The sequence below is a fragment of the Arthrobacter sp. UNC362MFTsu5.1 genome, assembly GCF_000685965.1.
Classification (GTDB): domain Bacteria; phylum Actinomycetota; class Actinomycetes; order Actinomycetales; family Micrococcaceae; genus Arthrobacter.
The window spans coordinates 13,684-26,290 of the sequence record NZ_JMLE01000034.1; the positions used below are offsets into that span (position 1 = coordinate 13,684).

11 protein-coding genes are annotated in these 12,607 nt (G+C 66.1%); 3 read left to right on the plus strand and 8 right to left on the minus strand.

Annotated elements, in window-relative coordinates; genetic code table 11:
- Window positions 1-49: 49 nt before the first annotated feature.
- From purM to uraD, 5 genes are read right to left on the minus strand one after another with little or no spacing between them, the layout of a single operon-like run.
- Window positions 50-1,204: a phosphoribosylformylglycinamidine cyclo-ligase gene (purM, locus tag BS38_RS0121375; RefSeq protein ID WP_028272618.1), complete on the minus strand. Its 1,155-nt coding sequence runs from the start codon at window positions 1,202-1,204 to the stop codon at window positions 50-52.
- A complete protein-coding gene (purF, locus tag BS38_RS0121380; protein WP_028272619.1) occupies window positions 1,201-2,853 on the minus strand; it encodes an amidophosphoribosyltransferase in 1,653 nt (550 codons plus the stop codon). Before purF ends, purM begins: the two co-directional genes overlap by 4 nt.
- A gap of 47 nt (window positions 2,854-2,900) precedes the next feature.
- Window positions 2,901-3,251 (minus strand): hypothetical protein, encoded by a 351-nt coding sequence (locus BS38_RS0121385; protein WP_028272620.1) that lies wholly within the window; start codon window positions 3,249-3,251, stop codon window positions 2,901-2,903.
- A gap of 52 nt (window positions 3,252-3,303) precedes the next feature.
- Window positions 3,304-3,645 carry a hydroxyisourate hydrolase gene (gene uraH / locus BS38_RS0121390; RefSeq protein ID WP_028272621.1) on the minus strand — a complete coding sequence of 114 codons (342 nt, stop codon included), beginning with the start codon at window positions 3,643-3,645 and terminating at the stop codon, window positions 3,304-3,306.
- On the minus strand, window positions 3,642-4,139 hold the full coding sequence (uraD, locus tag BS38_RS0121395) for a 2-oxo-4-hydroxy-4-carboxy-5-ureidoimidazoline decarboxylase (protein WP_028272622.1): 498 nt from the start codon (window positions 4,137-4,139) through the stop codon (window positions 3,642-3,644). The genes uraH and uraD overlap by 4 nt, the downstream gene beginning before the upstream one ends.
- A 282-nt stretch (window positions 4,140-4,421) precedes the next feature.
- Between uraD and BS38_RS0121400 the strand changes: the two genes are divergently transcribed.
- Window positions 4,422-5,699, plus strand: coding sequence for a GAF domain-containing sensor histidine kinase (locus tag BS38_RS0121400; protein ID WP_028272623.1), 1,278 nt, complete (start codon window positions 4,422-4,424; stop codon window positions 5,697-5,699).
- The gene (gene opgC, locus BS38_RS0121405; RefSeq protein ID WP_231511385.1) at window positions 5,686-8,265 is read left to right on the plus strand and encodes an OpgC domain-containing protein; all 2,580 of its coding nucleotides are present in this window, start codon (window positions 5,686-5,688) and stop codon (window positions 8,263-8,265) included. The genes BS38_RS0121400 and opgC overlap by 14 nt, the downstream gene beginning before the upstream one ends.
- 25 nt (window positions 8,266-8,290) lie before the next feature.
- On the opposite strand, the gene BS38_RS0121410 is transcribed toward opgC, so the two are convergent.
- The 3 genes from BS38_RS0121410 to BS38_RS0121420 all read right to left on the minus strand — a co-directional run bounded on the left by BS38_RS0121410 (window position 8,291) and on the right by BS38_RS0121420 (window position 11,898).
- Window positions 8,291-9,109 (minus strand): IclR family transcriptional regulator, encoded by an 819-nt coding sequence (locus tag BS38_RS0121410; protein ID WP_043439548.1) that lies wholly within the window; start codon window positions 9,107-9,109, stop codon window positions 8,291-8,293.
- A 77-nt stretch (window positions 9,110-9,186) separates the two neighbouring features.
- Window positions 9,187-10,443, minus strand: a complete 1,257-nt coding sequence (locus tag BS38_RS0121415; protein WP_028272626.1) for an aminopeptidase P family protein — start codon at window positions 10,441-10,443, stop codon at window positions 9,187-9,189.
- 51 nt (window positions 10,444-10,494) lie between these two features.
- Window positions 10,495-11,898 (minus strand): MFS transporter, encoded by a 1,404-nt coding sequence (locus BS38_RS0121420; RefSeq protein WP_028272627.1) that lies wholly within the window; start codon window positions 11,896-11,898, stop codon window positions 10,495-10,497.
- A 412-nt stretch (window positions 11,899-12,310) separates the two neighbouring features.
- Here BS38_RS0121420 and BS38_RS0121425 point away from each other — a divergent pair, with 412 nt between their 5' ends.
- On the plus strand, window positions 12,311-12,526 hold the full coding sequence (locus tag BS38_RS0121425; protein ID WP_028272628.1) for a hypothetical protein: 216 nt from the start codon (window positions 12,311-12,313) through the stop codon (window positions 12,524-12,526).
- Window positions 12,527-12,607 lie beyond the last annotated feature (81 nt).

Genomic DNA, 12,607 nt, shown 5'->3' on the forward strand with positions numbered 1-12,607 from the left:
GACCTGCTAAACGGCGGTTGCGGAGCACTCGATGAGGGTTTAAAGGCCCTTAGGCGTAGGAGTTCACCAGTCGGACTGCGCCGCCGTCAACACCCTTGGCGCCCTGGACGTAGTCCGGGCCGGTCTTCACGATGGAGTCCGAGTTCTCTTCGACGGTGCCCATGATCCAGGACGGCAGGCCGCGGTCGTTGAGGCGGTTCACGGCGGCGTCGGCGGCCTCGGGGGAGACGATGGCCACCATGCCCACGCCCAGGTTCAGGGTGCGCTCGAGGTCGGCCAGCGGGACGTTGCCCAGTTCCGAGACCAGCTTGAAGATGGCGGGAAGTTCCCACGTGGCGCGGTCCACCGTGGCGATGAGGCCCTGGGGAAGGACACGGGCCAGGTTGGCTGCGAGTCCGCCGCCGGTGACGTGGCTGAAACCGTGGACTGCCTTGCCGGCCGCGGATCCGTTCACCGGGAAGGTGCGGGCCAGGTCCAGGCAGTCAGCTGCGTAGACGCGGGTGGGTTCGAGCAGTTCCTCGCCCAGCGTGCGTCCGAGTTCGGACACCTGGCGGTCCAGTGCCCAGCCGGCGTGGTTGATGACGCGGCGTACCAGGGAGTAGCCGTTCGAGTGCAGGCCGGAGGAGGCCATGCCGATCACCACGTCGCCGGCGCGGACGCGGTCCGGGCCCAGCAGGTCGGAGGCCTCAACAACACCGGTGGCTGCGCCGGCGACGTCGTACTCGTGCTCGCCCAGCAGGCCGGGGTGTTCGGCGGTTTCGCCGCCCACCAGGGCTGTACCGGCGACGGAGCAGGCTGCGGCGATGCCGCGGACGATGTCCGCGATGCGCTCGGGGACAACCTTGCCGCAGGCGATGTAGTCGGTCATGTACAGCGGCTCGGCACCCACCACCACGATGTCGTCCACCACCATGCCCACGAGGTCGAAGCCGATGGTGTCATGGATGTCCATAGCCTGGGCGATGGCCACCTTGGTGCCCACACCGTCCGTGGACGTCGCCAGCAGAGGCCGCTTGTAAGTGAGGAGCTTCGAAACGTCGTAGAGGCCGGCAAAGCCGCCCACTCCGCCGATCACCGAAGAATTATGGGTGGCCTTGACGGCGTCCTTCATCAGTTCAACGGCGCGGTCTCCCGCTTCGACGTCAACACCGGCGGAGGCGTACGTGATGCCGGCGTTCTGGGCGGAGGAAGATGCGGAAGTCATACGGACTCTTTCTTGTCAGCGGTCAGACGGTCGGCGTCGGTCAGCAGGTTCTCGAACTCGGCGTCCGGTCCCGGGTCGCAGCCCGTGGCGCCGGGCTTGCCGGCCGGATCCTCGTCGGAGTCCACGGCTGCGGCGGCGGATGCCGGGGCGCCGGCGGCGGATCCGGCAGCAGGGAGGCCGCCGAGGTCCGTGCGCTCCAGCAGGTTCTTGCCGAGCTTGTCCGCGCCGGGCAGTTCGATGGGGTACTTGCCGGTGAAGCAGGCGGTGCAGAGCCGCTCGCGCGGCTGACGCGTGGCGTCGATCATGCCGTCTTCGGAAATGTAGGCCAGCGAGTCGGCGCCGATGGCCTGGGAGATTTCCTCGATGGTGGCGCCGTTGGCGATCAGTTCCGCGCGGGACGCGAAGTCGATGCCGTAGAAGCAGGGCCACTGCACGGGCGGGGAGGAGATCTTCACATGCACCGAGGCGGCACCGGCTTCGCGGAGCATCCGGACGATGGCGCGCTGGGTGTTGCCGCGGACGATCGAGTCATCCACCACCACAACACGCTTGCCGCGGATCACGGACTCGAGGGCGTTGAGCTTGAGCCGGATGCCCAGCTGGCGCAGCGTCTGGGAGGGCTGGATGAACGTGCGGCCCACGTAGGAGTTCTTCACGAAGCCGTGGGCGAAGGGAATGCCGGATTCCTCGGCGTAGCCCACGGCGGCCGGGGTGCCGGACTCCGGGACCGGGATGACGATGTCCGCTTCCTGGGTGTTTTCGCGGGCCAGCTGGCGGCCCATCTCCACGCGGGATTCGTACACTGAGCGTCCCGCGATGGCTGCGTCCGGACGGGCGAGGTACACGTACTCGAAAACGCAACCCGCCGGCGTCGGCTCCGCAAAGCGCTGGGACCGTACGCCGTCCTCGTCGATGGCGATGAATTCGCCGGGTTCGATTTCGCGGATGAAGCTTGCGCCCACAGTGGCCAGGGCCGACTGCTCGGAGGCGACAACCCAGCCGCGCTCCAGCCGGCCGAGGACCAGCGGGCGGATGCCGTAGGTGTCGCGCGCCGCATAGAGGGTGCCTTCGTCCATAAAGACGAAGCAGAAGCCGCCCTTGATCTTGGGCAGCAGCTCGATGGCTGTCTGTTCGAGGGACTTGCCCTCCTCGCCCTCCAGCAGCGCCGTGACCAGGGCGGTGTCCGAGGTGTTGCCCTGCTTCATTTCGCCGCTGAGCTGGCCGCCGTTGCGGTCGTTGATCATGGCGTTGAGCTCGGCAGTGTTGGTGAGGTTGCCGTTGTGGGCCAGTGCCACGGTTCCCGTGGCGGTCGCGCCAAGCGTGGGCTGGGCATTGGCCCAGTGGCTGGCGCCGGTAGTGGAATAGCGGCAGTGGCCGACGGCCAGGTGCCCGGTCAGGGTGTTCAGCGTGGTCTCGTCGAAGACCTGGGATACGAGGCCCATGTCCTTATAGACGTTGATCCGCTTGCCGTCGCTGGTTGCTATACCAGCCGACTCCTGACCGCGGTGCTGCAATGCATACAGCCCGTAATAGGTGAGTTTTGCTACTTCTTCACCTGGTGCCCAGACCCCGAAGACGCCGCAAGCGTCCTGAGGGCCTTTTTCGCCAGGGAGAAGATCATGAGAAAGTTTTCCATCGCCGCGTGCCACTGGTCGATTATCTCACGTGATGGGGTAGGACTTTCCCGGCCGCCCGATTATGACTGACGGCCGGCCTGGGGGCCGCTGTCCCCGCCGTCGTCCGGGTCGTTGCCGGAGTCGGTCTCCGGGACGGCCTCGACGACGGCGTGCTCGGCGCGGCGGACGCTGAGCCGGTCCAGCAGGAGGGCAACAATGGCGCCCAGAATCACGCCGCCGGCGCCGAAAAGGACCATAAAGAAGCCGAAGACGGAGCTGGGTTCGTAGCTCGGGTCCCCGGGCAGGGCAAACGCGATGACTGCCGCAACGATGATGCCCACGATTCCGCCGAGTATGAGGAACGGCACGTATTTGGGTGCCCGGCGCACGGTGATTTCGCGCCGTTCGGCGGGGGTGTCTTCAGAAGCCATGCCATCTAGCCTACTGCCCGGGGTTGAGTGGGTTGGCCGCCCCGGGCGTCCCCTAGCTGCCGCGGTACGTCGAGTAGGCGAACGGGCTGAGGAGCAGCGGCACGTGGTAGTGCTCGCCGGCGTCGGACACGGTGAATACCAGGTCCACTTCCGGGAAGAATGTGGCGGTGCCCAGGCCCTCGTAGTAGGCGCCCGTGGCAAAGTTCAGCCGGTAGGTCCCGGCCGGCAGGAGTTCCGGACCAAGGTCCTTCGCCCTGCCGTCGGCATCCGTGGTGCCCGAAGCAACGAGGTTCCAGCCGCCGCCGTCGCGCGCGTAAAGTACGACGGCGACGCCGGCAGCCGGGCGCCCGGCCCCGGTGTCCAGGATGTGGGTGGTCACCTGTGAAACGGTCATTCGCTGATCACTCCTTCGAGCCGGAGCAGGGCGATTTCGCGCAGCTGCTGGGCCACTATGGCGTCTTCTTCTTCGGCAGTGTGGTTGAGGCGCTCGTGCAGGGCTGCCAGGATTTCGGGAGCGGTCCGCCCGGCCGCACGGATCAGGAACACCCGGCCGAACTTTTGCTCATAGGCACGGTTGCCTTCGGCGAGTGCCGTGGTGATCGCCTGGTCCGCAGGATCCACGCCGGCCTGCTCCGAGCGGGACATGGAGGCCTCGGTGGTGGAAGCCGTGGGCCGTTCCCCGATCCGCGGGTGGTGGGCCATGGCGGCTTCCACCTCGTCGGGAGTGAACGGGCTGGCGGCGTTGCGGGCGAAGTCCAGCAGGGCCTCGCTGCTGGCAAACGGGCGTGCGTCGGCGATCTGGTCCACCCAGCGCCGGACGTCGATGCAGGGGCGAAGTGCCGCGGTGACTTCCGCGCGGTCCGCCCCGTTGAATACGGCAAGCTGCATGCTTGAACATCCCTCGTGCAAATGCTGGCATCCATGGCGTCGGCTATGCGGATAAGGGGCTGCCCCGATGCAGAGGGACGCACGGGCCGTTCCCGGCCGCAGCGCACCACTACATTCCGCATCATGGAACTGTTATTTCAGCATGCGTAATAGTCAACCCGAAATTTGCGCTTGGTGTCAAGAGACTACAGGACCCCGGCTGGCGGCATCCGGCTCCGCTAGAATCCTGCTGGGGGGACTGCGGCGCCTGGCCGGCTGTCCTGATTGGTGAGAGGGACTCCAGTGGCTCAAGCAGATGGGCACAGCCTTGTTAGCGCTGACTTTGAACGGCGCTCAGTGCTGGGCGAATACGGACTATTGCCGAGAGACCCGGCGTCCGCCGCGGACGAAGGTGCCAGCGTCAGTGCCAGTGCCAGTGCCAGCGCCGCGCGGGCCCTGAACTTCCTGGTGGACCTGGCCGCGAAGCTTTGCGGAGTGCCGTTCAGCGTAGTCAACATCATCACTCCCGAGCAGCAGCTCCAGCTTGCGGCCGCGGGCCTGGAACCCGGGCTGTGCGCCCGGGAGGACTCGATGTGTGCCAGGGTATTCCAGCAGGGCCACACCACCGTTGTGCCGGATGCCAGCGATGATCCGAGATTTGCGGACAACCCGTTTGTGACCGGCGAAATTGCGAATGTCCGGTTCTATGCCTCCTCACCGCTGCGGACCAGTTCCGGCTTCGCCCTGGGCTCCCTGTGCGTCTTCTCCGACTCGCCGGCTACCATCTCCACCGAACAGACCGCCATGCTGGACGTCCTCGCGGCGCAGGTGGTCGAAGTGTTGGAACTTCAGCACCGCACGCTGCAGCTCCAACATGCCCTGGAGGAACTCGGGCGCAGCAACCGCAAGCTCGCGGAGTTCGCCGGACGCGTCAGCCACGACCTCCGGATCCCGCTCACCACCATCCTTGGCTACGTGGAACTGAGCGAGGACGACGACGACATCCGCCCGGACAGCCCGGCGGCCGGATACCTGCAGCGCATCGGCGGCAGCGGGCGGCGGATGCTCGCCATGCTGGACGACGTCCTCAGCTACTCCCAGGTGGGCGGCATGCTGCGTCCCCGGCCGGTTTCCCTGCAAAGGGCAGTGGCCGAGGCCGTGAGCGACCTGGGCGACGGATTCGGCGCCGGAGCCTCGCTGGAATGTGAGGACGCAGAAGTGGTGGCTGATCCGGCCCAACTACGGACGCTGCTGCAGAACCTGCTGGGCAATTCATCCAACTACCGCCGCCCCGAGCAGAAACTCAAGGTCCGGATTGACGCCGTGGACGATGACCGCGGTGTCATCGTCCGGGTGGCGGACAACGGCAAGGGCATCGGGGCAGCCGACCGTGAACGGGTCCTTGAACCGCTGGTCCGGCTGCATCGGCCCGGTGACGCCCCGGGTTCGGGCCTGGGGCTCGCGACGTGCGTGCGGATCGTGCAGTCGCACGGCGGCGAACTCTCGCTCACGGAAACGCCTGGCGGCGGGACAACTGTTTCGGCGCTTTTCCCGAAAGGCGGCCGGGATGAGTCCGCTTAGAGCCTTCCTCCGTGCCTCCCTCCTGTTGCTCGCCCTGGTGCTCTTCCTGCCTGCCGGAGCCGCGCAGGCGGCCGGGGCAGCCGCTTTTTCGGCGCAGCCCGCCAGTACAACGCCAGCCGGCTTAACAGCGCCAGCCGGCCTAACAGCGCCGGCCGGCGTCCCGGCGTCGAACACTGCCGCCGGTGAGGACCTCGGGGCCGCACCCGGAAAGCCCCTCCTCGGTGCAGTGCTCGAATGGGGCGAGGACGACGCCGCCGGTTTCGCCGCCCGGCTGCAGGCCACTCCCGCGGTCCTCGGGCACGATGTTTCCTTTCCCGTCAAAGCCACGGAAAAGGCCTATCTGCGGGAGTTCCTGGCCCAAAGTGCGTCCTCCGGCGCCCACGCCCTGCTGACCGTGAACCCCGCGGTGCCCCTGACGGAGGTCACCGCGGACGCCGCCGCCGACTTCGCCGGGCAGCTCGAGGAGCTGGCGCAGGGCTTCCCCGGAAAGCTGCTGATCCGTTTCGCCCCGGACATGAACGCCAGCTGGGTTTCCTGGGGCCAGCAGCCGGGGGCCTACGTACCGGCATACCGGGCCGTGGCCCGGGCGTTCGACGCAGAATCCAACGCCGTCATGGTGTGGCAGCCCTTCCAGGCACGGGACTATCCGTTCACCCGGAACCGCAGTGCCCCGGCACCCGGCACCGCCGGGTTCGCCGCGCTGGACACGAATTCCGACGGCGCCTGGAACGGTTCGGATGCACCCTACGCGCCGTACTACCCGGGCGACGACGTGGTTGACTGGGCCGGCCTGACGGCACTCCATGACGACACCGGCGGGGGAGCCGCCGTCAATACGCTGCCAAAGGACGGGGAGCTTGCCGCCCTGTTGAATGGAACGGCCCAGGGGGCCGCGTCCGCTGCGGACGGCGGTGTGGCTTCCGACCACGGCGATGCCAACTTCTACGAGTCCTACGCCGTGAAGCGGGAGAAGCCGCTGCTGCTCCAGACTGCCGCCTACTACAGCCCGTCCGCGGGCGGGCCCTCCGAAAACGACATCAAGTCCGGCTGGTGGAAACAGGTGCTGGGCGACGCGGGGCAGGGGAAACTGGACCGGATTGCCGCCGTCGTCTGGGACGAGAAAACGGACGTGGGGGACGCCGGCAACACCATCATTGACTGGCGCCTGACCCGGAACGCGGACGTGGCGGCGGCCGCCGGCGCAGCCGTCAAGGAGTCCACGCTCACCACCGGTCCGGTCACCGCCACCGTTCAGGGGCTGGGCGGGTCATCCGGCAATGCCCTGGCGGGTGTTCCTGCGGCGGTCATGGCGGCCACCCTGCTTGCGGCCGCGGTCCTGCTGTGGCTGGTGCCGGTCCGCCTGCGTACGGCCACGAACTGGACCTACTCGGACAAGTCCTCGCGGGATGCCCGGGTGGACCTGATGCGCGGCGTGGCCATCCTGTTCGTGGTGGTGAACCACGTGGGGATGACCTCGTTCTTCCAGCTGCTGACCCAGGAAACCATCGGCTTCGTGTCCGGTGCCGAGCTGTTCGTGCTGCTCTCCGGGCTTGTCCTGGGCATGGTCTACGGACCCAAGGCCCAGGACAACATCGGCCTCGTGGCGCAAAAGACCGGCAGGCGGGCGGCCAAGCTGTACGTCACGGCGCTGGCGGTAGTTGTCCTGGTGTTCCTGCTCAGCCTCATCCCGGCCTTCAACTCCGAGGTGCTGACCACGTTCACGGACCAGGGGACCGGCGGCGCCGGCAGGTCGGGAGCGGGCCGGACCTATGACCTCTACACCGGCATGCAGGGCCTGCTCCAGTTTCCCGTGTCGGGTGCCGTCATCCCCGCGGTGCTTCTCCTGCAGTTCGGTCCGTGGCAGTTCAACGTGATGGGGCTCTATGTGATCATGCTCCTGGTCAGCCCGCTGATCCTGCTGGCCCTGGCCCGCGGCAAGGTGCTGTGGGTCCTGCTGGCCACCACCGCCCTGTACGCCGCCGGCACAGTGTTCCGTTTCCGGCTCCTGCCGTCGCAGTTCGAGGACTCCTTCCCGCTGCTGGTGTGGCAGGTCCTGTTTGTGCTGGGACTGGTGGGCGGCTACTACCGCCGGACCATCGTGGCCTGGCTGTCCGCCCACCGCTGGGTGGTGGGTGCCTGCGCGGCCGTCACGGTGGCCTTTGCGCTGATGTCCTGGGCCAATCCGTACCTGGCCAACGAGTTCGACGTCCGGCTCGCCCTGACTTCGGACGCGAATTACCGCGCCGTCTACGACCGGTTCTTCGGCCGGACCTACCTGGAGCCCGGCCGGCTCCTGAACGTGCTCACCCTGCTGGTCACGGCCTACGCGCTGCTCACGGCCTACTGGAAGCCGATTGAACGCGCTGTGGGCTGGCTGCTGATCCCGCTGGGGCAGGCAACGCTGTACGTCTTCATCATGCACGTGGTGCTCATCGCCGTGGTTGCGAACATCCCGGCCCTGCAACAGGGGAACATCTGGCTCAACACCGCCGCGTACGCCCTGATCGTGGCGCTGCTCTGGGTGATGGTCCGGACCAAGTTCCTGTTCCGCGTCATCCCCACCTGAGAGCGTTCCTGGGTCAGCGTCGGGGTCAGCGGGCGGGGGCGGCGCCGCCGAGGCGGGCTGTGACCCGGTCCGCGGCCGCCTTGCAGGACTCCCCGAGGCGCTGCAGTGTGTCCGGGGAAACCCGGAAGCGGGGCGCCGGGATGAGGACCGCCGCCACGATGTCGCCGCGGTGGTCGAAGACGGGGGCGGCCAGGCCCACCTCGTCCAGGGATGACTCGCCGTAATTGGTGGCCCAGCCGCGCTTGGCAACGTCGCCCAGCCGGATCAGGTACGCCTCGAGGCTGGTTTCGTCCAGGCCGGGATGGGCAATTTCGCCGCTCCGGAGCAATACCCGCACGCGCTCGGCCGGCTCGGCCGCAAGGAAGACCTGCACCGAGGCGCTGAGGGCATCCTTGTACCGCGCGCCCAGCGGAGTGGTGTGCTTGATCTGGTGGTGGCTGGCGATCTGCTCCACGCACATCGACTCCGACCCGTTCCACACCATGAGCGCGCTCGTTTCGCCGGTCTGCTCCGTAAGTTCGCGCAGCACGGGGTAGGCCACACGGCGCTCTTCGAGTTCGGCCAGCAGCGGTCCGGCGACGGCGATCAGGCCCAGGCCCAGACGGAACCTGCGGGTCTCCGGATCGCGTTCCACCAGGTGTTCCTGTTCGAACGTGGCCAGAATGCGGGAGACGGTGCTTTTGTGCAGCCCGACGCGGTTGGCTATCTCGGTGACGCCGAGCAGCGGCTCGTCAGCGGTAAAACTCCGCAGAACGGCGATGGCGTTGACGATGACCGACGTGCCTTTGGTGTCGCCGTTCGTAGTGGTTTCAGGAGTTTCTTCAGAGGTCATGGTGTCCACCATCATTCCGTATGAGAGCCCGAAAGCGGCGCCACGGATGACGTGGCGCCGCTTTGGGGTGTTGGCATTTTCGGTGCTGGTTAGGCCCCGATGATGTTGTATTCCGGGCCGAACGGGAACTTGGTGATGTTCTCCGCGCCGTCTTCCCCGACCACCAGGATGTCGTGCTCGCGGTAGCCGCCGGCGCCCGGCTCGCCGTCGAGGACGGTGATCATCGGTTCCATGGAAACCACCATGCCCGGTTCCAGCACGGTGTCGATGTCCTCGCGGAGTTCCAGTCCCGCCTCGCGGCCGTAGTAGTGGCTGAGGACGCCGAAGGAGTGTCCGTAGCCGAAGGTGCGGTTGGCCAGGAGGCCGTGGCCCACGTAGATCTCGTTCAGTTCAGCAGCGATGTCCTTGCAGACGGCGCCGGGCTTGATGAGTTCGAGTCCGCGCTTGTGGACCTCGACGTTGATGTTCCACAGTTCCAGCGAGCGGGCATCCGGTTCGCCGTAGAACAGGGTGCGCTCCAGCGCCGTGTAGTAGCCCGAGGTCATCGGGAAGCAGTTCAGCGACAGGATGTCGTGTTCCTGGATCTTGCGGGTGGTGGCCCAGTTGTGGGCGCCGTCCGTGTTGATGCCGGACTGGAACCAGACCCAGGTGTCGCGGATTTCGGAATCCGGGAAGGTCCGGGCAATCTCGTGGACCATGGCCTCGGTGCCGATCAGGGCGACTTCGTACTCGGTGATGCCGGCCGTGATGGCGTTGCGGATGGCCTCGCCGCCGAGGTCGCCGATGCGTGCACCGTGCTTGATGACCTCGATCTCTTCTGCGGACTTGATCATCCGCTGGCGCATCGCAGCCTGGGCCACATCCACCAGGGTGGCGCCGGCGAAGGCGGCCTGGATCTTGTTGCGGTTATCCAGCGGCAGCGAATCGTCCTCGACGCCAAGGCGGCGGGGGTTGATGCCGCGGGTGCGCAGCACTTCCTGGATGGCGAAGATGTAGTTGTCCCGGCGCCAGTCCGTGTAGACGATGTTGTCGCCGAAGCTGCGGCGCCAGGGCATGCCGGCGTCGATGTTGGCGGTGACGGTGACGGTGTCGTCCTTGGTGACAACCATGGCGTAGGAGCGGCCGAAGGTGGTGAAAAGGAAGTCGGAGTAGTACTTGATCGAGTGGTAGCTGGTCAGGACAACGGCGTCCAGATCCTTTTCCGCCATGATGCGGCGCAGGCCCGCGATGCGGCGCTCGAACTCGGTATCGGAGAATGTCAGTTTGACCTTATCGCCGTTCTTGAGGACTTTGAGTCGCTCCAGTTCGGCGACGGAGGTTGCGTTCTCGGATGCTGTGGTGGTCATTGTGGTGGTGCCTTTCTGTGGTGCAGTTACTTTGAGGTGGGAGGAAAGTCTTTATTCGTGGCGCAGCGGCTCTTTGCAGGTTTCCCTGGAGAGCGCGACGGCGATCAGGGAGATGACTGCCGCAGCGACGAGGTACCAGGCCGGCGCCAGGTCGCTGGCGGTGGCGGCGATCAGGAGCGTTGCCATGAACGGGGCGGTGCCGCCGAAGAGCGCGTTGGAGAGGTTGAAGCTGACCGCGAAGCCGCTGTAGCGGACGCGGGTGGGGAACATCTCCGCCAGGAAGCTCGGAAGCGTCCCGTCGTTGAGCGTGAGCATGGCGCCCAGCAGGATCTGGACCAGGACAATCACCAGGAAGTTGCCGGTTCCCAGAAGCGCGAACGCGGGCACCGTCAGCAGGATGAAGCTGACGGACGCGGCAATGAGTACCTTCTTGCGTCCGTAACGGTCCGACAGCATCCCCGTCAGGAAGATGAAGCCGATGTACGTCACCAGTGCGACGGTGGTGGCCAGGAATGATTCGGTCTCACCGAGGCCCAGCTCCGAGGACAGGTAGGTGGGCATGTAGCTGAGGATCACGTAGAAGCCGACGGCGTTCAGCAGCACGGCTCCGACGGCCTGCAGCAGCTGCCGCCAGTGGTTCCGGAACAAGCTTGAAACAGGTGCCTTGACGGCATCGTCTTCCGCAGCCATCTCGCGGAATACGGGGGTGTCCTCCAGCTTGGTCCGGATGTACCGTCCGATCAGACCCATCGGGGCGGCCAGCAGGAACGGCAGCCGCCAGCCCCAGCTTTGCATCGCATCGGAACTGAGCAGCATAGTCAGCAGGCCCGCCAGCAGGGAGCCAAGCAGCAAGCCTGCTGCGGTGCTCGCGGGAACCACCGCGGCGTAGAGGCCGCGCTTGTTGGCCGGGGCGTACTCGACGAGGAAGGCCGACGCTCCGGCGTACTCGCCTGAGGCTGAGAAGCCCTGAACCACCCTGATGATCAAAAGCAGGACCGGAGCCCAGAGGCCGATCGTGTCGTAGCCCGGAATGAGGGCTATGCAGAACGTCGCACCGGACATGATCAGGATGGACAGGGAGAGGGCCGTGCGCCGTCCCACCCTGTCACCAATATGGCCCCAGACGAACCCGCCCAGCGGGCGCACCAGGAATGAAATTGCGAACAGGGCGAACGTCAGCAGAAGCCCGGTCTGGGGATCTGATTCAGGGAAGAAGACGGTGGCGATCGTGACGGCCAGGTAGCCGTAAACGGCGTAGTCGAACCATTCAACGAAGTTGCCGATGAAGCTGGCCGCGATGACCCTGCGGCGCGTGTCCCTGCTGACACCGTCGTCAGCAGGTTGGAAATTCTGGCCGCTCAACGTACTGCGGCCGGCGGGACGGCCCTCATGCATGCCATCCGGCTCTGCCTCCAGGCCTCCCGCAAGAGCGGGAGAGGAAGTTTCGTTACTCATGTATCCACCAAGTTGTTGGGGTTGCATTCAGCGCAACGCTGTTGCACCAGATTAGACGTGACATGTAACACAGTCAATACCTGCGGGTTTCAGATTCGTGAACATTGCGATCCAAATTGCGCCCAGACGGATGAATCAACGCCTGGTTGATGAAAATATGTTGCATTGAGAGCGACGCTGTTGCAGAAACCTTGCCTGCCGATAAGAATCTGGAGCGCTCCCGCCTATCGCTCTTCGGCGATCTGTTGACACGCCGTGTGGCGGCTGTCATATTGCCAGTACGCGCTTTGTGCATCGTGTTGTGTAATACGCAATTCAGCGGACCTGACTCCAGGGTGTGCAGGCCGGCTTCCCGATCCAAGGGGCGGCGTTCCCCGCCGGGTCCTCACGACGCACAAGGAGACGTTGCAGAATGACAGAGAGCACCGGCGTCGTGTTCCGGCTGTTCAGCACGTACCGCCTCGCCGTCCACCGGGGCGGCGTAATCTTCGTCGGTCCAGTCGCGATTGTCGGGGCACTGCTCTACCGTCTGAAGTTCAGGCACCGGACGGGCATCCTGGCAGGGCGTGCGGCGGCGCCGTCCGCACGCAGGAAGCCGTCCGCGCGCGGGAAGCAGCGCACACCGTAGTGCAGGCCCGACTGCACGAAGATTTGGAACCGCAACGAGTCAGCTAGATTGGCAACGGGTGCCGTTGCCAACGAGTCCCCC

Bases quoted from the DNA above. Each gene is read 5' to 3' on its own strand.
- purM (WP_028272618.1), bottom strand. From the start codon at position 1,204: ATGACTTCCGCATCTTCCTCCGCCCAGAACGCCGGCATCACGTACGCC.
- BS38_RS0121385 (WP_028272620.1), bottom strand. From the start codon at position 3,251: ATGGCTTCTGAAGACACCCCCGCCGAACGGCGCGAAATCACCGTGCGC.
- uraH (WP_028272621.1), bottom strand. From the start codon at position 3,645: ATGACCGTTTCACAGGTGACCACCCACATCCTGGACACCGGGGCCGGG.
- uraD (WP_028272622.1), bottom strand. From the start codon at position 4,139: ATGCAGCTTGCCGTATTCAACGGGGCGGACCGCGCGGAAGTCACCGCG.
- opgC (WP_231511385.1), top strand. From the start codon at position 5,686: ATGAGTCCGCTTAGAGCCTTCCTCCGTGCCTCCCTCCTGTTGCTCGCC.
- BS38_RS0121410 (WP_043439548.1), bottom strand. From the start codon at position 9,109: ATGGTGGACACCATGACCTCTGAAGAAACTCCTGAAACCACTACGAAC.
- BS38_RS0121415 (WP_028272626.1), bottom strand. From the start codon at position 10,443: ATGACCACCACAGCATCCGAGAACGCAACCTCCGTCGCCGAACTGGAG.
- BS38_RS0121420 (WP_028272627.1), bottom strand. From the start codon at position 11,898: ATGAGTAACGAAACTTCCTCTCCCGCTCTTGCGGGAGGCCTGGAGGCA.
- BS38_RS0121425 (WP_028272628.1), top strand. From the start codon at position 12,311: ATGACAGAGAGCACCGGCGTCGTGTTCCGGCTGTTCAGCACGTACCGC.